The sequence below is a fragment of the Streptomyces sp. NPDC047525 genome (assembly GCF_040643025.1).
Classification (GTDB): Bacteria; Actinomycetota; Actinomycetes; order Streptomycetales; family Streptomycetaceae; genus Streptomyces; species Streptomyces durmitorensis.
This window is the reverse complement of the sequence record NZ_JBEYTL010000028.1, coordinates 22,432-46,826: the sequence shown is the minus strand read 5'-3', so window position 1 is coordinate 46,826 and position 24,395 is coordinate 22,432. Positions and strand designations below refer to the sequence as shown.

Genomic DNA, 24,395 nt, shown 5'->3' with positions numbered 1-24,395 from the left:
TTTGCTGCGACTCGCGTTGAGCCACCCCCACCTGGGGTCTTGGCGGCGGGTGCGGCGGGTGCGGGTGACTCCGTCAGGTGCGGCCCCGCTTGCGGCTTGCGACGGCACGGCGACGCTCGCCTCCCCAAGCCCAACTCCGCTGCGGGAAGGGCGGCTACTGAGACCCGTACTCAGTAGCAGGGGTGGCGGGGCGGCGTCCGGCCCCGCCACAGTTGCTGCTGCCCCGAGTCCGTCCTCCGAGCCGGCGCACTCGGCAGTGGAGTTGCCGCAGGAAGCGGTCTGATGTCAGGACAGGACGGCGCCGATGATCGCGACCACGACGATGAGCAGGAACATCGTCCTGACGAACCAGGGGCGGTCGCCGATGCCCTTCCAGTCGGCGGCGAATGTCAGGCCGGCCACTGCCACAGCAGGCCATATCAACCAGTGCAGGCTGATCGGGTGGTCGATGAAGTAGGCCAGAGGCATGTAGAAGACGGCGTAGCCGAAGGCGAGCATCGCCGCCCCGCGCCAGGGGACGGTCCGTCGGCCCGCGGCGTCAGTGTTCTGGGTGTTCACAGCAATCCCTCAGGGGAAGAAATCAGGGAAGAGATGACGTCTACTTCAGGCCGTCATAGCAGGCCTTCTTGATGGACTTGATCCCGAACAGCGTCGACCCGCCGGATCCGAGTGCGGCCATGGCGCCCTTCTTGGTGTCCACGCTGGCGAGGGTGGCAAGGACCTTCTTGACGCCACCGGCGTTCTTGATCACCTTGAAGGCGGCCTTTCCTGGGGCGAATGCCGCGGCGAGCGCAGCACCGCACTTCATGGAATTCCAGGTGTCGCTGACCATGCCGCCTGCGATCTCCTTGGTCTTGTCCCACCACTTGGGGTCGGCGACGACGGGGTAGGCGGTGGACTTGTCCGTCTGGATGGTCTGGATGAGGGTGTTCCCCTCGAGCCGGTAGGTGGTGGGCACCGGCTTGCCGTTGGCGTCCTTGGCCCAGGGGGTGCCGAAGAGACCGACCACCTCACCGGCACTGTCGCCCACCACGACGCCGCCTTCTTCCAGGAGCGCGGCGTGGGCGCCACTGGGCAGGTCCAGCGGGAAGCGGTACTCGGTGGGCGCCGACGCGTTCTTCAGCGTGATCAGAGCACTCGCGCTGCCGTCCCGGCCGACCTGAGCGGCAATGTCGACGGGGCCGTCGGGCTGGGTGTACATCACGGTGCCGTTGGCCGTGGCGCTTGCCGATGCGGCAGCCGAGCCCGGCAGGCCGATGGCCACCCGAGTCCCTTCAGGGTCAGTCACGGCGATCTTGCCGGAGCTGGTGGCAGGCATCTCCACGCGCGTTCCCGCCACGTCCGCGATCAGGTTGCCCTCACCTGTCCGCGGGGTGGTCAGGTTGGTGGTGCCAGTGGCGTTTTCCACGACGGACGCCGCGGCGTCCGTCGTGGGCACGGGCCGGCCCGTGCCGGCGAACGCCGGAACCGTGGTGACAAGCATGGCGGAGGCGGCCACCGCCGCTATACCGGCCAGCGCCGATGCTTTGTCAACGGAAAGCTTCATCGTGTCCCCCATGGGATGTTCAGCCGTCACTGCGATCGAGAGGTGACGGTAGGTCATGAAGGATCATTCCATGGACATAAGCCGCATTGATCATGTCATCGAAGGGATTTAGATCACTGGAACCGAGTAAGCGAAGATCACATCCGCGTTCCGCGATACGTCCCCCGCACCGGACCGAACGCGACCAGCACCGGCGCGCCTTGCTCGCGCTCGCGGAGCAGCTCGGCACCCGGTTGCGCGGAGGGCAACAGGCTGGCGGTGTCCCTGAGCGGGCGGCGACATGCCGACGAGCTGGGCCAGGTTGGCACCGGTCTCGATGACGGCGTCGGCTCGCCGCTGGCGCTGCCCCTGCCTGCCTCATCGACGGCGACCTGCGCGCTGGCTGGGCGAATTGACGGCCTGCAAGTCAGTCAGGCGTCTGCCGGAGCAGTTGCGGGCTCAGCCTGAGCTGCCTGGGAGGACGAGGCCGTTCTCGTAGGCGAATACCACCGCTTGGGCGCGGTCACGCAGATGGAGCTTGGCGAACATGCTGCCGGTGTGGCTTTTCACCGTCGCCTCGGTCACGACCAGGTGCGCGGCGGTCTCCGGGTTCGACAGGCCCCTGGCCACCAGGACACCGCAAGGAGTCCAGCGACGCGGTCCGGCGGACGATCTCCTCCAGCAGAACGCCGTCGCGGTGGGCCAGCCGTGCGACCTCCGCGGCGCCGAGCCCTTCGACCAGCAGCCTGTCTCCGTCCTCGCGCTTGGTGCGGCCACCGGCCCGGTCCACAAGACCCGACAGGCGCTCGGCCTCGGCGGTACGTGCGACGACCACGATCACGTCGTCGACGGTCTGGGCCGCCTCACCCAGCATGTGGCTGGACAGCAGGACCGTGCCACCGTTCGCGGCCCGGTCCCGCAGCAGCGTGCGCAGCCAGCGGATGCCCTGCGGGTCCAGGCCGTTCACCGGCTCGTCAAGGACCAGGATCTCCGGATCGCCCAGGAGCGCCGCGGCGAGCCCGAGCCGCTGCCGCATGCCCATCGAATACTTCCCGACCCTGCCCCGGGCCGCCTCCTCCAAGCCGACGAGTTCCAGGACCTCACCGACCCGGCGGCGGGGCAGCCCGGCCAGCGCGGCCAGCGACCGCAGGTGCGCCCGACCGGTCCGGCCGGGATGGGCGCCGCACGGCTCGATGTGCACGCCGAGCAGGCGGGCGTCGGGCCTGATCTTCGTGGCTGACGTGCCCCGTACGAACGCCCGGCCCGCGGTCGGCCGCGCCAGTCCGACGACCGCTTTGAGCGCGGTGGTCTTCCCTGCCCCGTTCGGGCCGAAGAACCCCGTCACCCTTCCGGGCCCGACCGTGAACGACAGGTCGTCGACTGCCGTTCTACGGCCATATCGCTTGGTCAGCCCTTCGACCCTGATGGCTGCCGGGTCTCCAGCCAATGTGCGTGAAGAAGTCATGCCCGAAGCTTCCGATGCGGCGATCTCCCGGTCATCCGCCCACGGTCGAAACCCGAACTCCCACCAGGGGAGGAGACCTGCAACGGGGTTACCGGACACCGGAGTTGGCATGACTGCCTCCCCTTGTCGTTCGGGGTGGCCCGGCTCAGCGCAGCAGCCCCAGCGGGAACGCCTTGGCCATCGCGGCCATGCCCGCGTCGTTGGGGTGCAGGCCGTCTCCGCCGTTGTACGCGGGCAGCAGGCGGCCGGGGCGGTCGGGGTCGCGGACCGCGGCGTCGAAGTCCGCGATGCCGTCGAAGGAACCACTCGTGCGGATCCACTCGTTGACGCTCTGGCGGACCGACTCCCGCTGCGGCGTGTAGTAGCCGACGGTGTCGCCCTCGAAGGGCAGAATCGTCGCTCCGATGATCTTCAGGCCGCGCTCGTGGGAGCGCTGGATCAACTTCCGGTACCCCTCGATGATTTCGGGCGCCGTCACCTCCTCGGAGGCGGGCGCGACGATGCCCGGTGTGCCCAGGTCGTTGACGCCCAGGAGCACGGTGACCGCCCGTGCCCCGGGCTGGCCCAGCACGTCCCGGTCGAACCTCTTCAGACCGCTCTCGCCGAAGTACGCCGCGAAGGACTCGGCGGGCGATCCCGGGACCGGGTTCGGGTCGCGCAGCAGCCGGTTGCCGCCGATACCGGCGTTCACGACTCCCGTGGAGGCCAGCTGTCCGTCTCCGCGCAGCCGTTCGGCGAGCAGGTCGGGCCAGCGGTGGTTGGCGTCCACGGTGGTGTGTTCGCCGTCGGTGATGGAGTCGCCGAGTGTCACCAGCGCCGAATCCGCGGCCCCTTCGGCGCTGTTGACGGACACGCCCGACAGGAAGTGCCACGACGTGGTGGTCGCGGTGGGTGTCAGGTCGGGCTTGCCGGTGACGTCGCCGTCCGCGACGAAGTTGCTCTGGTACGCCGCGGAGTGGGTGGTGTCGGCGGGGGTGGCCTGCGGCAGGTACAGGCTGATCACGAGGTCCCCGCCCGCGGTCGTGGGCAGCTCGACCGGGTCGCTCCAGCGCTGTGTGCCGGGCGCGAGTGTGGTCGACGGGCTGCCGTCGAAGCGCAGTTCCCGGTCGGTGCCGGCGTCGATGGCGGTCGCGGGACCGCCCGCCACCGGGTGGGCGGCGTGTGCCTCGCCGATCGCCAGCGGCGTCGTACCGAACTCGTTCGTGAAGCGCACGCGCACGCTGGTTCCGGCGGCCGAGAGGTGCACCCTCTGCCGCAGCGTCTGCTTCTCGTACACCGTGGAGTCGGCGGCGGGCACGGCTGTGGGCGGGGCCGCCCAGGTGCCGATGAACGTGTCGGTGGCGCTGTGTGCGGCGGGCGCCGGGGCGAGAGCGGCGATGAGCGCGGTGAGGGGCAGGCTCAGCAGTGCGCGTATGTGTCTGCGCATGGGGCGCAATTCCTTTTCTGGGGTGGATGGGTGGGGGGGGTAGGTGGTGGGTGGGCGGCCGTGGGGAGATGGCCTGGGCCGTCCGGTGTTCAGCCGCGCGGCCGGGGCGGCGCGGGTCCGCCGGGCAGGGTCAGTCGGACTCGGCGACCTCGCGCGCGAACTCCGCCCACATGCCCGCGTACTTGCGCGCCAGGTCGGCCACCAGGCCCGTGCAGTGCGTGGGCACCACTTCGGCCATCTTCAGCAGGTCGCGTGGCTCCATGGCGCTGCGTTGCAGCAGGCGGAGCAGTTGGCGGCCGCTCTCCTTGTGCCGCAGTGACGGGTCGCGCAGGAGCTTGTCGATGGGCGCGACGTCGACCGGGTGGAGGGGGCGGACCACGCCCGCGGTGTCCCCGGCCGCGCTGTCCCGCGGCTGTGCACAGCTCTTGGTGCCGCCGGTCGCCCGCAGCTGCGGCACGTCCCGTTCCGGTACGGGGGAACGGCCGGAGGCAAGTCGTTTGCGGACGTCGCTGACCGTCGCCGGTGAGATGCCGGCCTGCCGGGCCACCTCGCGCAGTGAGGCCTGGGGCCGCTGCGCCAGCAGTTCGGCCGCCTTCCGGCGGCCGCCCGTGCCGTCCAGCGGCCGGACCCTGCCGTCCCTGCCCCTGCGGGCCTGCGGGGGCGGCGTCGCGTCGGCCGAGGCGGACCGCAGTGCCGCCACGGTCTTGGCGCCGATGCCCGCCGTGCGTGCCACGGCCCGGTCCGACAGGTGCGACCACTGGGCGAGGATGCGCTGCGCGGCTGCCCTGCGGTCCTGCCGGGACAGGGGAAGACCGTGCGCCATGTTGGACCGGACCGCGAGGAGGAACGCCTCCTCGGCCGCGCCGTCGAAGAACTGCACGTCGATGGTCGTGCGGCCCTTCGCGCACGCGGCCAGGACGCGGTGCATGCCGTCGATCACCCGCATCGTGGACCGCTCGACGAGGATCGGCGGGAGCGGCTCGTCGAGTTCTGCCAGCCGGGCGACGTGCGCGGCGTCCTCCCCCTGCAGGCGGGGTGAGTAGCCGGGTACGAGCGACGCGACCGGTACGGAGGCGATGTCGTGGTCGAGGGTCCCCGCGGAAACCGCCGTCATGGCCGGGACCTCGGATTCCTCTCGCGCCGAATCGAAAAGAAGTGCACGGGAATCGGGCATGTGACTCACTCAGCTCCCCACCATTTCGGCTCCATGACTGCCTGTCCGAGTTCTGCACGGTACACAGATTCGGCCTTCGCCGGTTACGGATGCCGTTGAGCTGCGAGCCACAATGGGTGGAGAAACGCTGGAGAAACGCTGGAGAACGGCTCAGGATTACAGGGTGAATTCACTGCCGTCAGGCAAAACCTCGACACCTGCCTCTCGCACCGCTCCACCGGCGGGCGAGGAGGAGTCAAGGAGGGGATTGGTGTTGTTGAGGTGGGTGTAGATCCGGCGCAGCCCCGGATGGCGGGCGAGGGCGGCCAGGCTGCCGCCGGGGCCGCTGACGGGCAGATGGCCCATCAGCGCCTGCCCGGCGTCCCGGTCCTGGGAGCGCACGGCCGTCCCCAGCTCGTCGGCGCTGAAGAACGTTCCGTCCAGCAGGACGCAGGATGCCGAGGCCAGCAGGTCGTCGAACCCCTCCGGCCAGGCCGCCAGGCACGGGGCGTAGACCAGCGCTCCGCCGGTCGCCGCGTCCTCGATGCGGTAGGCGACGACCCACGGGGCGTGTGGGGCCGGGTTTCCCGCGTACTTGGGGGCCTTGGAGCTGACGGGGTGCGCGGTGACGGTGAGCCCGCCTGCCAAAGCGAAGCCGCCGGGCACGGTGCTGTCGTGCCAGTCCCACGGCGCGTAGCGGTCAAGCAGGCCGTGCAGGGGCAGGTCGGCGGTGAGCGCGTCGCGCACCGGGGGCCCGGCGTGCACGGTCAGGTCCTGGCCGCCGCGCAGGATGGTCAGCCCCAGAGTGTGGTCGAGTTCGGCGTCGGTGAGCAGTACCCCGCGCACGGGGGTGTCCCGCGGGCCGGGTCCCGGACGCAGCGCGGGCGCGGCCAGGAGCTGGGTGCGGATGTCGGGGGAGGCGTTGAGCAGCCACCAGTCGCGTCCGTTGCCGCTGACGGCGACCGACTCCTGGGAGCGCGCCGGCAGTTCGCCCCGGTGGCAGCGGGCGCAGAGCGCGCAGGCGCAGTTCCACTGCGGGAAGCCGCCGCCCGCTGCGGTGCCGAGCAGGACCACCTTCACGGCGCCACCGGAAGGCGCGGGACGAACGGCGGTGGCGCCTCTTCGGGGACTTCCGCGAGCGCCGCGTCGACCAGCGAGCGGTGCGGGGAGAGGCCGCAGGCCGGGTCGGTGGCCGCGGCGTCGCCGGTGAGCTGGAAGGCCTGACAGCGGCAGCCGCCGTGGTCGGTGTGGCGCTCGGGGCAGGTCCGGCACGGGTCGCGCATCCAGCCGGTGCCCCGGTAGGCGTTGAAGGCCCGTGAGGCGTACCAGATCTCCGACAGGGGGCGGCGCAGCACGTTCTCGGTCGGCAGGGTGGTGATGGCGTACGCCGCCGGGCACGGCAGCACGTCGCCGGTGGGGGTCACGGTCAGCTGGGTGTTGCCCCAGCCGTCCATGCAGGGTTTGGGCCGGTCGTCGTAGTAGTCAGCCGCCACGTAGACGAGTTCGGGGCCGCCCGCGTGCTTCGCGCGGGTACGCTGCATGGCCTGGCGCGCGGCCGTGAGCTGGTCCGCGGTGGGCATCAGTGCGGTGCGGTTGCGCAGCCCCCAGCCGTAGTACTGGGTGTTGGCCAGCTCGATGCGGTCGGCGCCCAGGTCGACGGCGAGGTCCACGATCTGTTCGACCCTGTCGATGTTCCTGCGGTGCAGGACGACGTTGACGGTGAGCGGGAGCCCGGTGGCGGTGACGGCCTCGGCGGCCTTGAGCTTGGCCCCGTGGACACGGGCTCCGGCGATCTGGTCGCCGAGCCTGGGATCGGCGTCCTGGAGGGAGAGCTGGACGTGGTCGACCCCTCGCTGCGCGAGGTCCTGTGCGCGGTCGGCGGTCAGGCCGACGCCGCTGGTGACCAGGTTGACGTAGGCGCCGAGCTGCCGGGCGTGGCCGACCAGTTCGGGCAGGTCCGGGCGGGCCAGCGGCTCGCCGCCGGAGAAGTGCATCTGCACGACGCCGAGTTCACGGGCCTGGGTGAGGATGTCCGTCCACTGCTCGCTGGTCAGTTCCTCGGAGCGGGCGGCGAGTTCGAGGGGGTTGGAGCAGTAGGGGCAGTGCAGGGGGCAGCGGTGGGTCAGTTCGAGCAGCATCCCCAGCGGCGCTCCGACGGTCGGCTCAGCCATCGAGGTCCACCACCCGGCGCTCCGCGAGGCGCAGGAGCAGCTCGCTGACGTCCTCGGTGCGTACGCCTTCGTAGTCCTGTGCGAGGTGCTCGACGATGCGGCCGACGGTGGAGGTGCCGTCGCAGTGGGTGAGTACGGCCGCCGCGGTGTCGTTGAGGACCACGACGCGTTCGGGCAGCAGGGCCAGCTCGCCGCGGACCGGATCGCTGGCCAGCCGGACGCCGGGCCGAAGGCGCGGGACGGTGGGCTCGGGAAGACTGGTCATGACCGTGGGGCTCCGTTTCCCGTGTGGTAGTCGAGCGAGTCCAGAACGGCGTTCAGGACCTGGCACTTGAACGCCAGTGCCCGGACGCAGGCCTCCTGCTGCTGCCGGGTGACGGCGTGCTGTGCCACCAGGTCCAGCAGGGAGCGGCCCTCGGGGCCGACCATCGCGATGCGTGCGGTGAAGTACTCGAACCCCTCCTCCGCGATCCACGGGTGGTGCTCCCGGAGACGGCCGAGGCGGTGGGCGAGCAGGCCCGGGGAGAACAGCTCGGTCAGCCCTGATGCGGCCGCCTCCAGCCAGGGGCGGCGCCGGGCGAAGTCCACGTAGGCGTCCACGGCGAAGCGTGTGCCGGGAAGGACGAGGTGCTCGTCGAGCACCTCGTCCTTCCGCAGTCCGACCGCTTCGCCCAGACGCAGCCATTTCTCCGCACCGCCGGGAGAGACGTCCGTGCCGTCGTGGTAGACGATCCTGGACAGCCACTGCCGCCGCACCTCGGGCAGCGGGCAGTTGGCCACGATCGCGGCGTCCTTCTGGGGCAGGCACCGCTGGTAGTACCAGCGGTTGGCCGCCCACAGCCGCAGCTCGTCCTTGTCCAGCAGGCCTTCGTGCATCCGCTGGTGGAACGGGTGGCGGTCCCAGTACGACGACTCCAGCGCGTGGAGTTCCCGCCGGAAATCGGCCTCGCTCCAGGGAGCATCTACCTCATGCGTCACGGACATCGAAATGCCTGCGTCCTTTCCTGCGGCAGTGGGTCAGTCGCGGCTGAAGTAGGCGGTGACTTCCATGCCGGTGTCGAAGGAAACAAAATCGGGACGGATCCATGCCGTCTTGGTACGGGTTTCCTTGTCGCCAGTTCGCATGCGACGCTCCTTTTCACAGAATGGTGTTTTCCGAATGATCGATGGCGACACTAACGATGCACGTGAAGGGACGGCAATGTCAGGAGCTCGAGTTCCGCTCAAGTATTTGTCGAGCGACAGAAGAGTGCGTACGTCCTTGTCCCCGGCGGCAGTTGGTCCGTGACGCGATTCAACTGGCGGCGACTTCCCCTTCTGGTAGCGTGAAGCGCTGATGGTGTAACCCGAAGGAGAGGTAGCCGTGGTGATCGCGGGTGACGACGACATCACCGGGTGATACCCGGATGTCGACTGCCACCGCTGCGCACTGAGTGTGTGCGGCCGCGTGGCCCGCTCTCACGTGCTCTGACCACCACACCCTCTGGGCGCGCCTTGGTGCGCCCGCATCATCTGCGAGGCATGCGCATATGTCCGACGCCAGCATCGTCTGCTCGAATCTCTCCTTCTCCTGGCCCGACGGCGCCCCGGTGTTCCAGGACCTGTCCTGGACCGTGGGCGACGGCCACACCGGGCTGGTCGCACCGAACGGTGCGGGCAAGTCCACCCTGCTCAAACTGATCACGGGCGAACTGAGCCCGAACCGCGGGTCCGTGACGGTCAAGGGCCTGCTCGGTTACCTCCCCCAGACCCTGCCCCTGACCGGCGACCTGACCGTGGCCGAGGTGCTCGGCATCGCCCCGGTGATCGAGGCGCTGGACGCCATCGCGTCCGGGGACGTGGCCGAGGAGCACTTCGCCACGGTCGGCGACGACTGGGACATCGAGGAACGCAGCCGTGTCCAGCTCGACCGCCTGGGGCTCGACGGCATCCCGCTGACCCAGCGGCTGCACGCCCTCAGCGGCGGCCAGGTCATCTCCCTGGGCCTTGCCACCCAGCTGATCAAACAGCCCGATGTGCTCCTGCTCGACGAACCGACCAACAACCTCGACCTGGACGCCCGCCACCGGCTCTACCAGGTGCTGGAGAGCTGGAACGGCTGTCTGCTGGTGGTCAGTCACGACCGTGAGCTGCTCGACCGCATGGACGCCATCGCCGAGCTCGACTCGGGTGGGATGCGGTTGTACGGCGGCAACTACACCGACTACGAAGAGGCGGTGCGCTCCGAGCAGGAGACTGCCGAGAAGAACATCCGTACCGCCGAGCAGCAGGTCAAGCGGGAGAAGCGGGAGATGCAGCAGGCCCGTGAACGGGCGCAGCGCCGGGCCGGTGTCGGAGCGCGGGCCGCCGCGAAGGGCAGCATCTCCAAGATGGCCGCGGGCACGCTCAAGCGGCGCGCCCAGGAGTCGGCTGCCAAGTCCAACGACACGCACGGCCAGCGCCTCGCCGACGCCAAGAACCGGCTGGACGAGGCGAGCCGGATGCTCCGTGACGACCGCAGGATCACCCTGGACCTGCCCGACACCAATGTGCCGGCGGGACGTACGGTCTTCCTCGGCGAGGGCATCCATGTCCGGTACGGAGAGCGGGAGCTGTTCAGGGGCAAGGGGGTCGACCTCACCATCCGGGGGCCCGAGCGGATCGCGCTGACCGGCAGCAACGGCGTCGGCAAGTCCACCCTGCTGCGCGTGATCAGTGGTGAACTCGAGGCGGAACACGGGGCGTTCAAGCGGGCGGAGGGCCGTATCGCCTATCTCTCCCAGCGCCTCGACACGCTGCCGCTGGACCGCACCGTCGCCCAGTGCCTGGCCGACTACGCGCCGCACAAGCCCGAGGCGGAGCGGCTGAACCTGCTGGCCCGCTTCCTCTTCCGCGGGGCCGCGGCGCATCTGCCGATCGGGTCCCTGTCGGGGGGCGAGAGGCTGCGCGCCACCCTGGCGTGTGTCCTGGGCGCCGAACCGGCGCCGCAGCTGCTGCTCCTGGACGAGCCGACCAACAATCTCGACCTCGACAGCGTCGAGCAGCTGGAGGGGGCCCTCAACTCCTACGAGGGCGCGTTCATCGTGGTCAGCCACGACGCGCGGTTCGTCAAGGAGATCGGGGTGGACCGCTGGCTGCGGATGTCCGACGGCCGCCTGCAGGAGACGGGGGCTCCCGACGATGAGTGACGCCTCCTCACACCTGCCCGGCGGGCAGGACATCCTGTCCGCCGACCACCGTTCCGCACACCTGCTCGCCGAGAACCTGCACTGCGTGCTGGGCGACCGCGTGGTGCTGCGCGACGTCTCGCTCAAGGTCTCGCACGGCGAGCGGGTGGGCCTGATCGGTGAGAACGGCCGGGGCAAGTCCACCCTGCTGCGCGCCTTCGCCGGCGAACTCACCCCGCAGCGCGGCGAGGTGCTGCGCGCGGTGACGGGCCGGGTGGGCTTCCTGCCCCAACAGCCGGACTTCCCGGCCGGTTTCACCATCGAGGACGTGCTGGCACAGGCGACCGCGCAGTTCGAGGAACTGTCCGAGCGGATGCGTGCCGCGGAGGAGCGCATGTCGAGCGACCCGGGCGATCTCGACGCGGTCATGGAGGAGTACGGCCGTCTCCAGGAGGAGTTCGACCGGCGCGGCGGCTGGGAGCTCGGCGCCCGCGTCGGCGAGGTGCTGGACGTCTTCGGCCTGTCCGGGCTCGACCGGAACCGCGGCCTGCGGACCCTGTCGGGGGGCGAGCGGGCCCGTCTCGCCCTGGCCGCGCTGGTTCTCGACGAACCGGCCGGGCTGCTGCTCGACGAGCCCACCAACCACCTCGACGACCGGGCGGTGGACTGGCTCGTCCAGTGGCTCGCCGCGTACCAGGGTCCGTGTCTGATCGCCTCGCACGATCGGGCCCTGCTGGATGCGGCCGTCACCGCCATCGTCGACCTGGACGGACCCCGCGGTGCCACCGTCCGCTACGGCGGCGGCTACCGCGACTACCTCGCCGAGCGCGCCGCGGCGCGAGAGCGCTGGTGGCAGCGGTACCGCGAGTGGAGCAAGGAGCTGGCCGAGGCCCGGCGGCGGGTGCACCGGGCCGCCACGAGCGGGCGCGTCTACAGCGGCAGGGCCGACAACGACAAGTTGTCCTACGACGCCGCGGGCAGCGGCGCCGAACGGGCCGTCGCCCGGACGGGACGCGCCGCCCAGATGCATCTGCGACGGCTGCTCGACGAGTCGGTGCCGCGGCCGCCGGAGCCTCTCGACTTCGCTCCCCCGCAGGACGCGGAGGCGGCCGACGAGGTCGTGGAGCCGGCCGACGGCATCCTGCTGCGGGGCACCGGCCTGACCGTCGGGCAGGTGCTGCGGGACGCGGACCTGGAACTGGCCGCCGGCAGCCGGTATGTGATCAGCGGTCCGAACGGCGCGGGCAAGTCGACGTTGCTGTCGGTACTGGTGGGCGAGCGGGCCCCGGACGCCGGCGAGGTGCGGCGGGCGCCGGGGCTGCGCATCGGCTATCTGCCGCAGGACAGCGACTTCGGGGCGGAGCGGCGTGCTCTCCTCGACGCGTTCGCCGCGCGGCGCGCGGTCCATGTCGAGGACGCCGCAGCCGAGTTGACCCGGTTCGGTCTGTTCGGCCCCGAGGACTTCGGCACTCCCGCGAACCGGCTCTCCATCGGCCAGTGGCGGCGCCTGGACCTCGCGCTGCTCTTCGCCCGGCGGCCGCATCTGCTGCTGCTCGACGAGCCTACCAACCATCTCAGTCTGGTGCTGGTGGAGCAGTTGCTGGAGGCGGTGGAGCGCTTCAGGGGCCCGGTCGTCACCGTCACCCACGACCGGGCCCTGCGCGAGCGCCACCGCGACCGGCTCCTGGAGCTGTCCGACGGGCGGCTGGAGCGGCCCTAGCGGATGTAGCGGCCGTCCAGGTACTTCTTGGCCAGGTCGAGGTAGCGGGTGTCCTCGGAGTTGCGGATCAGCTCGAAGAAGAACATCTCCCGCGTGATCAGGTGCACCCCGAGCCGGCGCAGGCGGTCCAGGCCCAGCTCCTGGTCCGCCTGGTTGCGGGCCGAGACGGTGTCGGCCAGTACGAACACCGTCTTGCCCTGCTCCAGCAGGCTCAGTGCCGACTGGAGGATGACGACGTGGGTCTCCGCGCCGGCCAGCACGTACTGGTCCCGGTCGGAGGCCGCCACGTACTCCGCGATGGGCTGCTCGCGCAGCAGGTCGAAGTGCTCCTTCTCCAGCCGGGTCGCGCCCTCCGCTGCCTCGTGCAGCGACAGGGAGAGCCCGCCCAGCTTCTTGTGCTCGGTGAGCAGCACCGGGAGGTCGAACTCCCGCGCCACCTCCGCCGTCCAGCAGGTGTTGTGCAGTAGTTGGGTGCCCTCGATCAGCAGTGGGACGAGCTCCAACTGCATGTCGAAGAGGACGACCGAGGCCTTGTCCGCGCTTACCAGCATGTCCCGCAACCGATCCGTTTCGTGAGGAGTGGTGAAGTGGTGGCTTGGTGAAGTGGTGGCTTGGTGAAGTGGTGGGGTGGTGAAGTGATGTGTGAGGCAGTCGTACGGCGCCGTACCGCGTCGCGCGTCAGGCGCGCTCGGCCCAGAACTCCGTCAGCGTCCTGTTGAAGTCCCGCGCCGCGGTGAGCGGCACGTAGTGCCCGTGGTCCCCGAACTCGCGCACCCGCGCCCCGGGGACCTTGGCGTACTGGGCGACGGCTTCCTCGTCCAGGACGCAGTCCCCCAGTCCGCGGACCACCAGGCAGTCCGTGGTGATGTCCGCGAGCCGGTCGACGACGTCGAACTCCGTCAGGGCCGCGTAGTAGCAGCGCAGGATGTCCATGGAGGCCTGGGTGCTGAACCGCTCGGCCAGGTTGCCGCCCGCGCCGAACACCGCTTCCAGCAGGCCCCCGTGCACGCGCAGTTCCTCCCGCAGGTCGAGGGTCCGCTCGAAGGCGTCCTCGCCGTAGCGCGGCGCGCAGCTGACGAGGGTCAGCGAGGCGACGCTCTCCGGGTGCCGCAGCGCGGCCAGGGTCGACACACAGCCGCCCAGGGACCAGCCGACGAGGTCTGCCGGGCCGCCCACGGTGTCCCGCAGGAACTCGGCCACCTCGTCCGCGAGCGCCTCGAAGGAGAAGCTCTCCTCGTCGAAGGGGATGTCCTTGTGCCCCGGATACTCCGGGACGTAGACCTGGCGCCCTTCCTTGAGCAGCGCCGGGATCTGCTGGGTCCACGCCCGCTGGTCACAGTTGAGCGGCGGGAGCAGCAGGGTGGGCCGCCCCGTGTCGCCGTACCGCTCCCACCGGGTCAGCGGTTCCGTCCGGCGGGCCCGGCGGGCCGGCTCCGCCGCCGCGTGGGCCGGGGCCGGTGCCTCCTTCCGCTGCCCGGCGGGCCGGGCGCCGATGGCGGCGGCGAGGTCGGCCACCGTCTCGTGGCGGAAGAGGTCGTGCGCCTTGATGGGGCTTCCGGCCTTCTGATAGGGGCTCAGGAGTTGGACGGCCGAGAGTGAGTCCAGGCCGAGCGTGACGATTCTGGTGCCGGGTACGACCTCGCCCGATCCTTCCTCGAAGCCCAGCAGGTCCGACAGTTGAGCGCACAGTTGGTCGACGAGGCCGTCGTCCACAGGTTCCGGCCCCCTTTCCGGTTCGGGTTCGGGTTCGGGTACGGGTATGGGTTCGGGTACGGGGTTCTCCTCGAGCACCCAGTGCCGCCGCTTCTCGAACGGGTAGGCGGGCAGCGCGATCCGTGCCAGGTCGGCCGGGGCCTCGAGCTTGCGGCCGAGGGCGGAGGTGGTGTCCTGCGCCCGCCACAGGACGACGAGGTCGCGCAGGGTGTCGTCGAGACGGTCGATGTCCGCTGCCTGGGGTGCCCGGTCGCCCTGGCCGGGCTGCGTCGACGCGTCCAGGGCGGTGAGGAGTTCGTCCCGGGTACGGGCCACGAGCACCTGCTCGTGCGTGTGGCGCGGGCGGCGCAGCAGCAGTTGGGAGAGGTCCCAGAGCCGGTCGTCGGGCAGCTCGGCGACCAGTGCCCGGGTGCGGCCGGCCAGCGCCGCGAGGCTGTCGCGCGACGCGGCCGACAGGCAGAAGGGCAGCGCCCGCCCGGGGCGGCGGTCCACCGCTTTCCCGACCGCCGGACCGCCGGGCAGTTTGCGCAGGACCACGTGCCCGTTGGAGCCGGTGAAGCCGAAGGCGCTGATGGCGCACAGCGGCTTGTCCTGCGGCCACGGCAACGGTTCCTCGTTGACCCTGAACGGTGCGACGTCGAGGTAGGAGGCCGCATCGCCGGTGGTGGCCACCGGCGGGATCGTCTCGTGGTGGAAGGCGAGCAGCGCCTTGACGACGCTCGCGAGGCCGGAGGCCACCAGGGTGTGCCCGATGAGCGGTTTCACGGCGCCGAGGTGGCAGCCCTCGCCGCCGGTCTTGCGGAAGGCGGACCGCAGGCCCTCCAGCTCGATGGGGTCGCCCAACGGCGTCCCGGTGCCGTGCGTCTCCAGATAGGCGATCTGCGAGACGTCGATCTGCTCGCGCTCGTAGAGACCGGCGATCAGCCGGGCCTGCGGCTGCGAACTCGGCGCCATCAGGCCGTTGGTGGTGCCGTTGTGGTTGGTGCCGGTCGCCTGGATCGCGCCGTAGATCCGCAGTCCCCGGGCGCGGGCCTCGTCGTACCGCATGACGACCAGTGACGCGGCGCCCTCGGCCGGGACGAATCCGTCGGCGGCGTCGGTGAAGGGCAGCGACGTGCCTTCGGGGGAGCTCATCCGGGACCGCTGTGCGAAGCGCAGCACCTCCGGGGTGCTGAAGACCGAGACGGCGCCGACGACCGCACAACGGCACTGTCCGGCCCGGATGTTGAGCACCGCCTCGTGCAGCGCCGCGAGCGACGAGGAGCACGCGCTGTCCAGCGTGATCGACGGGCCGGTGATGTCGTAGAAGTAGGAGATGCGGCCCGACAGCGTCGAGGGCGCGTTGCCCAGGAAGCTGTGGGTGCCGTGGACGAGGTCGCTGCGCTGCGCCATCAGCGAGCGGTAGTCGCCGGGCAGCCCGGCGACGAACACGCCGGAGTCCAGGTCGCGCAGGTCCGCGGGCGTCAGGTAGCTGTCGTCGACGGCGTGCTGCACCGACTGGAGCAGGATCCGCTGCTGCGGGTCCATGCACTGCGCTTCGTTCGGTGAGATCCGGAAGAACCGGGCATCGAAGTCCTGGTGCCCCTCCAGGAAGCCGCCGACGAAGGCGGCGCCGTCCTCCTCCCCCTCCCCCGCCCAGCGCCCGGTGGTGCCCAGGGCGCTGCGGCCCAGCCGCAGGCGTTCCCAGTACTCCTCCAGGCCGTCGCTGCCGGCGAAGCGGCAGGACATGCCGACCACGACCGGGGTGTCATCCTCAAGCAGCTCGTCCATGCCCACTCCCGATTCCGTGGCGCGCCGTTGCCTTGCAGGTGCCGATGCCGGTGCCGGTCACTCGAACCAGAACCGGTTCTGTTCGAACGCGTAGCCCGGCAGATGCAGCCGGCTGTACTGCCCGTCGCCGAACATCGATTCCCATGCGAATTCCTCCCCCGCCACATAGCGGTCCCGTAGGTCCTCCAGCGCCGCGCGGTGACCGGGATCCGCCGCCTCCGGCAGCGTCACCGGGTGCGTGGTCAGCCGCTGGAGGCGGCTCTTGGCCACGTCGTCGGGGTGCGCCTCCTGGAGCCGCAGGCGCAGCTGAGCGGTGTCGGCCACGATCCAGGCCATGCGGTACTCGAAGTGGTCGCGGCCCGCCGTCAGGGTGTGGGCGATGTCCCCGAGGTCCGCGTGCTTGCCCTCGGGGCCGTCCAGCCACTCCAGCAGGCTGTCCCGCATGCGCGTGAGCGAGGCGCTGGACCGGGCGCTGAGCGTGACGATCCAGTGCGGCCGCGACTCCCCGCGGGCCGGTGGCGCGGCGGGCGCCTCGGCGAGGACCACGTGCGCGTTGGACCCGCCGAACCCGAAGGAGCTGACGCCCGCCACCAGCGGTGTGCTCCGCTCCCACCCCTCGTTCTCCAGCAGCAGCCGGAAAGGCGAACCGGCCAGCTCTATCAGCGGGTTGCTCTCCTTGAAGTTGACGTTGGCAGGCAGCCGCCGGTGGCGCAGGCACAGCAGCAGCTTGAGCAGCCCCGCCATTCCCGCGGCCGGCTCCAGGTGGCCCACGTTGGTCTTCACCGCGCCGAGGGTGATGCTGCCCGGTTCACGGTGGGGGGCCAGCTCCTCGAACGCGGCCCGCAGCGCGCTGATCTCGATCGGGTCACCCAGATTCGTGCCGGTGCCGTGCGCCTCGATGTGGGAGACGCGGGCGGCCAGCTCCGGTGTGTAGACCCTGTTCAACAGGGCGACCTGCGCCTCCGGGTTGGGGGCGGTCAGCGAGTTGGAGCGGCCGTCGTGGTTCTCGGCCACCCCCTCGATGACCGCGAGCACGGCGTCGCCGTCCCGCCGGGCGTCGTCGAGCCGCTTGACCACCACACAACCCACGCCCTCCGCCCGTACATAGCCGTTGGCGTCCTTGTCGAACGTGGCGCAGCGGAAGTCCGGGGAGAGAACGCCGAGTTTGCTCGCCGCGTCGGTGGCGGCCGGGTCGACGAGCACGCTGACGGCGCCCACGAGAGCGACGTCGCACTCCCCCGCCGCGAGCGAGAGCACGCCCCGGTTCAGCGCCACCAGACCACTCGAGCAGGCGGTGTCGACCGTCTGGCTCGGGCCGGTGAAGTCGAGCAGGTGGGAGACGCGGTTGGCGAGCATGGCGTGCGCGTTGCCCGTGACGGCGTACGGGTGATCCCGGTCCTCGCTGTGCTGCAGCGCCGTCTGGTACTCGCTGAACTGCACGCCGGCGAAGACGCCCACCTCCCGCAGCGCCCCGGGCGCGTACCCGGCATCCAGCAGGGCGTTGTAGGCGCTCTGGAGGAAGATCCGGTGCTGCGGGTCCATGAGCATCGCTTCGCGGGCGGAGATCCCGAAGAAGGAGTGGTCGAACGCGTCGTAGGCGTCGATGGTGCCCGCGAAGTACTGCTTGTCGCGGTCCTTCCAGCGGTCGACCGGGCGGATGGCGCTGCCGTTCTCGACGAGCAGCTGCCAGAAGTCCGCCAGATCCGCACCGCCCGGCATGATGCCGCTCATCCCGACCACGGCGTACTTGCCGCGCCCGGTGCCCTGCGTCCGGGCAGGGGCGGGGGCAGAGGCGGGGCCAGAAGCGCGGGCAGGGGCAGGGGCGGCCGCCGGCTGCGGCACGGTGGCCGCCTGCTCCTGGGCCGGTGCGCCCTGGTCCCTCAGATAGGCGCTCAGCGAGGTGATGTTGCTGTACTTGAAGAGTGCGTTGGGCGGGGTCTCCACACCGAACCGCGGCCCCAGCTCCTGGGCCAGGTTCCGGAGCATCACCGAGTCGTAGCTCAGCTCGCCCCACGTACGGTCGACGGGGATGTCCTCCGCCCGCAGGCCGGTCTGTGCGCGCACCAGCTCCACGAGCCGTGCCCCGATGTCCTCCAGCGTCGCGCCGGAGCCCGTGGCCGGGCGCTGCACGGCCGGGGCAGCGGCGGCGGGCAGCAGCCGCTGCCGCATCCGCTCCGCGTCGCCGACGCACGGCACGACCTGGTGGCAGGTCTGCGGCAGGCCGTCGAGCAGGTCGAGGAAGAGCTCGGCGCCGCGCCGCGAGGAGAGCGGTTCCATCCCGAACTGGCCGCGCAGGAAGGCGGCGAGCGCCTGGTACTGCTCGCGCCGCTCGTCCTCGGCATCCAGCCACAGCGGCCAGTTGAGCGACAGGCTCAGTCCGCTGCGCTCGCCGTCGGTCACGCGCCGGGCGCGCTCGGCCGCGAACTCGTCGAGGAAGCGGTTGGCGGCGATGTAGTCGCTCTGCCCGGTGTTGCCCATGACGCTGGAGATGGAGGAGAAGACGCAGAAGAAGTCCAGGTTCAGCCCGGCGGTGTACCGGTCCAGGTTCTGCGTGCCCCGCACCTTCGGGGCGAGCACCGCCTCCGCGTCCTTCGCCGACTTGTTCTGCACCAGGGCGTCCTTGACGACGCCCGCGGAGTGGATGACACCGTCGAGGCCGCCGAAGCGTTCGCGGACCGTCTCGATCAGTTCCCGGGTCCGGGCCGAGGAGACGATGTCCGCCTGCTCGTAGTGGAGTCCGGGCCGCGAGTCGATCCACTGCCGCTGCGCCTCGTCCGGCGCGGAGCGGCCGACGGCGATCACCGTGGCGTCGTGCCGTTCGGTCAGGAGCTCGGCGATGGCCCGGCCGACCTTGCCCAGGCCGCCGGTGAGGAGGTACGTCCCCCGCGTGCGCAGCCGGGTGCCGTCGGCGAGGCCGAGTTCCGTCAGCTCGCGTGTCTGGCGCGCTCCGTCCGACCACCGGACCTCGGTGAGCGGCCTGCGGGCGGCACGCAACTCGTCCAGCAGCGGTCCCCAGCCGTCGGCGAGCGCGTCCCCGGGGCCACAGCGGCGCACCTGGACGGTGCGGATGTGCGGGTTCTCCTCCGCGAGGCCGTGCAGGAACCCGGCCCTGGCCCGTACCTCGGCCGGGTCGTCCTCGTGGGTCACACCGACGATCGTGGAGGGGGTGCGGCAGCCCTGGAGGGCCCTGGCGAAGGACAGTTCCGCCTCCACCGTCACCTCGCGCCTCAGGTCCACCCAGTACAGGTGGTCCTGGCCCGGCTCACCGGTGAGGTGTTCCGCTTCGTCGCCGGGGGCCACCTGGATCAGCCGGGTCCCCGCGGGAGGGTCGGGGAGCCGGTGCTCCTGGCCGCGGTCGGTGAGGACCAGGACGCAGGGCACCGGGGTCTGGGCGGGGCCGTCCGCCGGGTGCGGGCGCCACACCGGGGTGAGCAGCAGTTCGCCGGCGTCGGCGGCCGTGGCGCGGGAGACCGGTGCGGCCAGCGCCGCACGGGGGGCCCGGTTGGTGTGGTCGAGCGCGTCGGCCACGTACCGCTCGTCGGCGAAGGGGTAGAGCGGGGCGTCCACCAGCATCCGGACCGGGAACAGCGCCGCGAAGTCGGGGTTCTCGCCGTCGAGGTAGACCGCTGCCGCCTGGGCCCAGGGGTCGTTCGCCGGTGGTGCCGCGGGCCGGGCGCCGTCCGTGCCGCGGAGCGCGGCGGCCAGTTCCGGCACGCTCGCGGCCCAGTAGCCGCGCCGGACCCGGTGGTGCTGGCGGGCGCGGCACAGGGTGTAGCTCAGCCCGTACAGGTACGCCGCCGTGTCGGGCGCGTCCTCCAGCGCCGCGAGCAGGTCGTCGGCGCGTCGCCGTACGGCGGCCTCGTCCCGCCCGGAGAGCGGGACGAAGTAGCGCGGGAACGCGGGGGCCGGTCCGGGGTCCGGTGCCACGAACTCCTGGATGATCGCGTGCCCGTTGGAGCCGCCCGCGCCGAACGCGCTCAGGCCGGCGAAACGGGTGGGCTCGCTGCCCCTGGTCCAGGGCAGTTCCTCCTTGACCAGGGCGAAGCGCGAGTCGTCGAGGTGCAGGTCGGGGTTCTCCAGTGCGCAGTGGAGGGTGGGTGCCAGGGTCCGGTGGGCGAGCTGTTTGACGACCTTGACGAGCCCGGCCATCGCCGCGGCGGACTCCAGGTGCCCGATGTTGCTCTTCACCGAGCCCAGGTGGGCGCGGCCGTGCTCGGGTCCGCCGTAGGCCCGGCGCAGCGCGCGCACCTCGATCGGGTCGCCGAGCCGGGTGCCCGTGCCGTGCGCCTCGACGTAGGTCACCGCGGAGGGTTCGATGTCCGCCTGGGCCAGGGCGGAGGTGATCACGCGGTGCTGGGCGCGTTCGGACGGCACGGTGAAGCCGGCCGTTCTGCCTCCGGAGTTCACGGCCGTCGCCCGGATGACGGCGTGCACCCGGTCGCCGTCCCGCACCGCGTCGGAGAGCCGCTTGAGGACCACGGCGACGGTGCCCTCACCGGGCACGTAGCCGTCGGCCTCCACGCCGAAGGCCTGGCAGTGGCCGGTGGGGCTGAGGAACTCGCCCTCGGACAGCAGGCGGTACTTGCCCGGGTGCGTCATGAGGTTGACGCCGCCGGCCACGGCCATGGCGCAGTCCCCGGCGCGGATGCTGCGGACGGCCAGGTGCAGGGCGGTGAGCCCGCCGGAGCACATGGTGTCCAGGGCGATGCTGGGGCCGTGCAGGTCGAAGGCGTAGGAGACCCGGTTGGCCAGGGCCGCGAACGAGCTGCCGATCACCCGGTCGGGGGCGGTGAGGTCCTGGTAGTGGCCGAACATGGCGGCGACGAAGACACCCACGTCGTCGGTGGGCCGGGCGAAGTGCCCGGAGTCCTCCAGGGCGTGGTAGACGGACTGCAGGAAGCGGCGCTCCTGCGGGTCCATGTACTGCGCCTCGCGGGGCGCGATGTTGAAGAAGACGGGGTCGAAGTCCAGGGCGTGGTCGAGGAATCCGCCGTGGCGGCCGTAGGACGTGCCTGGTTCGTCCCGCGCGAAGGAGTGGTCCGCGCGCCAGTCCCAGCGGTCGCCGGGTATGACGCGGACCGCGTCGTCGCCCCTCAGCAGCGCCTGCCAGAACGCCTCGGTGTCGGCGCCGCCGGGGAACTCCCCCGCCATGCCGATGATGGCGATGTCGTCGGGTCGGTAGGCGTCCGCCGGCGGCGTGGCCTCGGGCTCGGGCTCGGCCTCGGGCTCGGGGGCCGGTGACGCCAACTCCCTCTGTTCTGGCGCGGGTTGGGGCGCCGTGACAACTGCCGGGGCCGCGGTGGCCTCCGGGGCCGGGGCCGGGTGCTCCCGGGCGATGAAGGATTCCAGCTCGGTGGGGAAGGTCTCGACGAGGTACGCCCCGAGCGTCGCGACCGTCGGGTACTCGAAGAGGACCGCGCGGCTCAGCCGGGACGACCCGGCGATGCCCAGGCGGGTCTCGATGTCCCTGCTGATGCGGATGCTGCCGACGCTGTCCAGCCCCTGGTCCAGCAGGTTGTCGTCGTCGCGCAGGCGCCGCAGGCCGCTGTGCCGGACGACGAGGTCCCGCAGCCACTGGACCGTGCGGGCGGGCAGGTCACCGGCGGCGGATCCGGGCGCGGCGACGGCCGGTGCGACGCCCGGTGCGGCGGCCCGCTGTTCGGGTTCGGGTGAGGCGTCGGCGCGCGGGCCGAGGCCGAGGCTCACCTCCCCGTCGTAGAGGACGGGTTGACGCGTCTTGGTGGCGAGGGCCGACATCAGCGCCTCGCAGGCCCGCTCGGGGGACATCGCCCGCAGCCCGGAGCCGGCGTCCGGCATCTGCATGCCGTCGGTCTCCCACAGGCCCCAGTTGACGCTGTACCAGTCGGGCCGGGTCGCGGAGAGCCGGTCGAGGAACGCGTTGGCCGCTCCGTAGGCCGCCTGGCCGACATTTCCGGTGACGCTCGTCAGCGAGCTGAAGTGCACCACTGTGCCGGGCCGGTGCGGACCGGTCAGGGCCGCCAGGTTGAGGGCGGTGGCCACCTTCGGCCGCAGGACGTTCTCCAGGCGCTCGGGCGTCAGGTTGTACAGCAGGCTGTCGTCCAGCGCTCCGGCGAGGTTGAACACCGCCTTGACGGGCCCGAACTGGTCGTGGAGGTAGCGCAGCGCGCCGTCGAGCGCCTCGGGGTCGTGGGCCGGGGCGCTGAGATAGCTGCGTACTCCCGCTTCCTTCAACGCCTCCTGCGCCTGCGGGCCGGGGGTGCCGCGGCCCAGGACGAACACCTCGGCGCCGCAGTGCCGGCTCAGATACCGGCACAGATGCCGCCCGATGCCCCCGGAGCCGCCGATGACCACGACGCGGTCACCGGCGCCGAACACCGCCTGCGGCCCCGCCGGTTCCAGCGGCAGCGGCGCGTACTCGAGAAGCGCGATCCGCTCGCCGTCGGCCCGCAGCCTCGCCCCCGGCCTGCGGGCACCGGCCGCGATCCACGCGCGCAGCCGCTCCTCGGTGACGGGGCCGTCGTACTCGACCGCCGTGTGGACGAGCGGGCACTCCAGCGCGGCGCTCCGGGCCATGCCGTCGAGCAGCGCGGGCAGCGCGTCACCGGCGCGGGAGAGCGTGACGAGCCGGATCGGGCGCCCCGACGCGCGTACGGCCTGCAGCAAAGCGAGCCCGGCGCGGGCGAACCGCACCGCTGGACCGTACTGAAGCGGGCCGCCGGACGGCCCGTCGCCCCATGCCACCACCAGGGTGGTGGCATGGGCGGCGAGCCGCCGCAGTTCCTGCCCGAGCCTCTCCTCGCCCTGGGTGGCGGGGTCGGCGTACCAGCACTCGGCGCCGAGGGAACGGGCCGCCGCCGCGATGTCCTCCCGGTCGGTGACCACCGCAGTGGTGCCGGCCGGCTCGCCGGGTGCGTCCGGGGCAGCGAGGTCCGTGTACCGAGGGGCTAGCGATTCCATGGGTCATCCCCGTGAGAGAAAGTGAGGTCGGGACAGGCTGGCGGGTGTTCGCTCATACGCCCATGAATTCCTTGATGCCGCGGAACTGGCCGAGGGCCGGCGCATCGTCCGGGAAGGGGTACGCGACACCCAGCCGGTCGGCGATCACCATGCCGGAGACGATCGCTCCCTCGTGCCCGGTGACGCTGGTGTCGGTGCCGCAGAACCAGAGGTTGTTGCGGCCCTGGATGCGGCTCAGCTGCTTCTTGCGGCCCACGTCCGCCGGACGGAGCTGGGGCAGCTTCCACTTGCGCCGCACGATGACCTGCTCGGCGTCGACCTCCTCCTGCGGGTCGAAGGTGATCAGGATGGGCGCCTCGACGTTGCGGTAGGGGTGGAGGACGTTGCAGTTGCGGGTGAGGCTGCCCATCTGGTCCTCGGCGCGGGCGAGTTCGAAGTCGTCCGGCATCCGGAACTGGCAGTAGGCGTCCCGGCCCACCGTGCTGAGCCAGCTCTCGTCCTGGTGCAGCACGCTCTCGACCGGCACGTACGCGAAGTCGCCGAGCAGCTCCTGGTACTGCGGGTCGGACGTGCGCAGCAGCGACAGCGTCACGTCCGCGTGCGTGGCGAACACGACCTGGTCGAACCGGTGCTCCTGCCCGCCGGCCACCACCGTCACGCCCGCGTCCGTCGGGACGACGGACTCGACGGGTGTGTTCAGCCGGATGCGCTCGCCCAGCTCGCTCTCGATCCTGGCCAGGTAGCTGTGGATGCCGCCGTGCGCCTTGCGCCAGTAGCCGGGGGCGAAGAAGGAGAGCAGGTTCATGCTGAACGACAGCGCGACGTACATGAGGTTGTAGTCGAGCGACGGCGCGTGGCAGCCCGAGTAGATGCTCAGGATGGGGTTCATCGCCTGGTACTTGAAGCTCTTGGAGTACCCGTTCTTGTCCAGGTACTCGCCGATGCTCATGGTCTTGTACGCGTCGTCGCCCGAGGTGGTCAGCTGGTTCATCTCCAGGTGGAACCGGTCGAACTCCTCGTGCAGCTCCTCGCGCAGCGCTCCGAGGAAGTCGAGGTTGTTCCACGTCTGTCCGTCACCGGGGAAGTCCACGTGCACGGAGGACGGGGCGACGTAGGTGCCGATGCCGAAGTCGGTCAGGACCCGGAACAGGTTGGGCGAGAGCTTCTCGTTGAAGTGCTCCACGCCCATGTCCACATGGAGCGTTCCCTGGTCCGTCTCGACCGGGTGGCTGTAGGCGTGCCCGCCCAGGTACTCGCCCGCCTCGAAGAGCGTGACGTCGTACTTCTGGGACAACTGCCAGGCCGCGACGGCACCTGAACCGCCGCCACCGATCACGGCGACCCTGCTGTTTGCTGATTCCACGGTC

Annotated in this window: 16 protein-coding genes and 1 pseudogene; 2 read left to right on the top strand and 15 right to left on the bottom strand. The window is 71.2% G+C overall.

The window, feature by feature from the left end; translation table 11 throughout:
• Positions 1 to 285: 285 nt before the first annotated feature.
• The 11 genes and pseudogenes from ABZ833_RS42875 to pqqA form a co-directional block, all read right to left on the bottom strand.
• Positions 286 to 558: a hypothetical protein gene (locus tag ABZ833_RS42875; protein WP_361058870.1), complete on the bottom strand. Its 273-nt coding sequence runs from the start codon at positions 556 to 558 to the stop codon at positions 286 to 288.
• Positions 559 to 598: 40 nt separating this feature from the next.
• A complete protein-coding gene (locus ABZ833_RS42870; RefSeq protein ID WP_361058868.1) occupies positions 599 to 1,546 on the bottom strand; it encodes a hypothetical protein in 948 nt (315 codons plus the stop codon).
• Positions 1,547 to 1,984: 438 nt separating this feature from the next.
• Positions 1,985 to 2,098: pseudogene (locus tag ABZ833_RS42865) on the bottom strand (DNA-binding response regulator); the annotation flags it as partial.
• A complete protein-coding gene (locus ABZ833_RS42860) occupies positions 2,049 to 2,990 on the bottom strand; it encodes an ATP-binding cassette domain-containing protein (RefSeq protein ID WP_361058866.1) in 942 nt (313 codons plus the stop codon). The gene ABZ833_RS42860 and the pseudogene ABZ833_RS42865, both read right to left, overlap by 50 nt.
• Before the next feature lie 145 nt (positions 2,991 to 3,135).
• Positions 3,136 to 4,416, bottom strand: coding sequence for an SGNH/GDSL hydrolase family protein (locus ABZ833_RS42855; protein ID WP_361058864.1), 1,281 nt, complete (start codon positions 4,414 to 4,416; stop codon positions 3,136 to 3,138).
• Positions 4,417 to 4,546: 130 nt separating this feature from the next.
• Entirely contained in the window at positions 4,547 to 5,530 is a 984-nt protein-coding gene (locus tag ABZ833_RS42850) for a transcriptional regulator (protein WP_361058862.1), read from the bottom strand.
• A gap of 216 nt (positions 5,531 to 5,746) precedes the next feature.
• Entirely contained in the window at positions 5,747 to 6,649 is a 903-nt protein-coding gene (pqqB, locus tag ABZ833_RS42845) for a pyrroloquinoline quinone biosynthesis protein PqqB (protein ID WP_361058860.1), read from the bottom strand.
• Positions 6,646 to 7,740, bottom strand: a complete 1,095-nt coding sequence (gene pqqE / locus ABZ833_RS42840; RefSeq protein WP_361058858.1) for a pyrroloquinoline quinone biosynthesis protein PqqE — start codon at positions 7,738 to 7,740, stop codon at positions 6,646 to 6,648. Before pqqE ends, pqqB begins: the two co-directional genes overlap by 4 nt.
• Positions 7,733 to 8,005, bottom strand: coding sequence for a pyrroloquinoline quinone biosynthesis peptide chaperone PqqD (gene pqqD / locus ABZ833_RS42835; RefSeq protein ID WP_361058856.1), 273 nt, complete (start codon positions 8,003 to 8,005; stop codon positions 7,733 to 7,735). Before pqqD ends, pqqE begins: the two co-directional genes overlap by 8 nt.
• The gene (gene pqqC / locus ABZ833_RS42830) at positions 8,002 to 8,724 is read right to left on the bottom strand and encodes a pyrroloquinoline-quinone synthase PqqC (RefSeq protein ID WP_361058854.1); all 723 of its coding nucleotides are present in this window, start codon (positions 8,722 to 8,724) and stop codon (positions 8,002 to 8,004) included. Before pqqC ends, pqqD begins: the two co-directional genes overlap by 4 nt.
• Positions 8,725 to 8,757: 33 nt before the next feature.
• Complete coding sequence (gene pqqA / locus ABZ833_RS42825; RefSeq protein ID WP_361058852.1) at positions 8,758 to 8,865, bottom strand: pyrroloquinoline quinone precursor peptide PqqA; 108 nt, start codon at positions 8,863 to 8,865, stop codon at positions 8,758 to 8,760.
• 404 nt (positions 8,866 to 9,269) lie between these two features.
• Between pqqA and abc-f the strand changes: the two genes are divergently transcribed.
• Both abc-f and ABZ833_RS42815 read left to right on the top strand, forming a co-directional pair.
• A complete protein-coding gene (gene abc-f, locus ABZ833_RS42820) occupies positions 9,270 to 10,907 on the top strand; it encodes a ribosomal protection-like ABC-F family protein (RefSeq protein ID WP_361058850.1) in 1,638 nt (545 codons plus the stop codon).
• Positions 10,900 to 12,606 carry an ABC-F family ATP-binding cassette domain-containing protein gene (locus ABZ833_RS42815; protein ID WP_361058848.1) on the top strand — a complete coding sequence of 569 codons (1,707 nt, stop codon included), beginning with the start codon at positions 10,900 to 10,902 and terminating at the stop codon, positions 12,604 to 12,606. The genes abc-f and ABZ833_RS42815 overlap by 8 nt, the downstream gene beginning before the upstream one ends.
• Here ABZ833_RS42815 and ABZ833_RS42810 read toward each other — a convergent pair.
• From ABZ833_RS42810 to ABZ833_RS42795, 4 genes are all read right to left on the bottom strand, one after another.
• Positions 12,603 to 13,157, bottom strand: coding sequence for an isochorismatase family protein (locus ABZ833_RS42810; RefSeq protein WP_361058846.1), 555 nt, complete (start codon positions 13,155 to 13,157; stop codon positions 12,603 to 12,605). The two genes, ABZ833_RS42815 and ABZ833_RS42810, sit on opposite strands and share 4 nt — an antisense overlap.
• Positions 13,158 to 13,284: 127 nt before the next feature.
• Positions 13,285 to 16,089 (bottom strand): alpha/beta fold hydrolase, encoded by a 2,805-nt coding sequence (locus ABZ833_RS42805; RefSeq protein ID WP_361058844.1) that lies wholly within the window; start codon positions 16,087 to 16,089, stop codon positions 13,285 to 13,287.
• Between the two features lie 57 nt (positions 16,090 to 16,146).
• The gene (locus ABZ833_RS42800; protein WP_361058842.1) at positions 16,147 to 23,028 is read right to left on the bottom strand and encodes an SDR family NAD(P)-dependent oxidoreductase; all 6,882 of its coding nucleotides are present in this window, start codon (positions 23,026 to 23,028) and stop codon (positions 16,147 to 16,149) included.
• Between the two features lie 52 nt (positions 23,029 to 23,080).
• The gene (locus ABZ833_RS42795) at positions 23,081 to 24,391 is read right to left on the bottom strand and encodes an FAD-dependent oxidoreductase (protein ID WP_361058840.1); all 1,311 of its coding nucleotides are present in this window, start codon (positions 24,389 to 24,391) and stop codon (positions 23,081 to 23,083) included.
• Between the last annotated feature and the right edge of the window lie 4 nt (positions 24,392 to 24,395).

What these genes read in the sequence shown, in the direction of transcription:
- ABZ833_RS42870 (WP_361058868.1), bottom strand. Translation starts at nt 1,546, where the DNA reads ATGAAGCTTTCCGTTGACAAAGCATCGGCGCTGGCCGGTATAGCGGCG.
- ABZ833_RS42860 (WP_361058866.1), bottom strand. Translation starts at nt 2,990, where the DNA reads ATGACTTCTTCACGCACATTGGCTGGAGACCCGGCAGCCATCAGGGTC.
- ABZ833_RS42855 (WP_361058864.1), bottom strand. Translation starts at nt 4,416, where the DNA reads ATGCGCAGACACATACGCGCACTGCTGAGCCTGCCCCTCACCGCGCTC.
- ABZ833_RS42850 (WP_361058862.1), bottom strand. Translation starts at nt 5,530, where the DNA reads ATGACGGCGGTTTCCGCGGGGACCCTCGACCACGACATCGCCTCCGTA.
- pqqE (WP_361058858.1), bottom strand. Translation starts at nt 7,740, where the DNA reads ATGGCTGAGCCGACCGTCGGAGCGCCGCTGGGGATGCTGCTCGAACTG.
- pqqD (WP_361058856.1), bottom strand. Translation starts at nt 8,005, where the DNA reads ATGACCAGTCTTCCCGAGCCCACCGTCCCGCGCCTTCGGCCCGGCGTC.
- pqqC (WP_361058854.1), bottom strand. Translation starts at nt 8,724, where the DNA reads ATGTCCGTGACGCATGAGGTAGATGCTCCCTGGAGCGAGGCCGATTTC.
- pqqA (WP_361058852.1), bottom strand. Translation starts at nt 8,865, where the DNA reads ATGCGAACTGGCGACAAGGAAACCCGTACCAAGACGGCATGGATCCGT.
- abc-f (WP_361058850.1), top strand. Translation starts at nt 9,270, where the DNA reads ATGTCCGACGCCAGCATCGTCTGCTCGAATCTCTCCTTCTCCTGGCCC.
- ABZ833_RS42815 (WP_361058848.1), top strand. Translation starts at nt 10,900, where the DNA reads ATGAGTGACGCCTCCTCACACCTGCCCGGCGGGCAGGACATCCTGTCC.
- ABZ833_RS42810 (WP_361058846.1), bottom strand. Translation starts at nt 13,157, where the DNA reads ATGCTGGTAAGCGCGGACAAGGCCTCGGTCGTCCTCTTCGACATGCAG.
- ABZ833_RS42805 (WP_361058844.1), bottom strand. Translation starts at nt 16,089, where the DNA reads ATGGACGAGCTGCTTGAGGATGACACCCCGGTCGTGGTCGGCATGTCC.
- ABZ833_RS42800 (WP_361058842.1), bottom strand. Translation starts at nt 23,028, where the DNA reads ATGGAATCGCTAGCCCCTCGGTACACGGACCTCGCTGCCCCGGACGCA.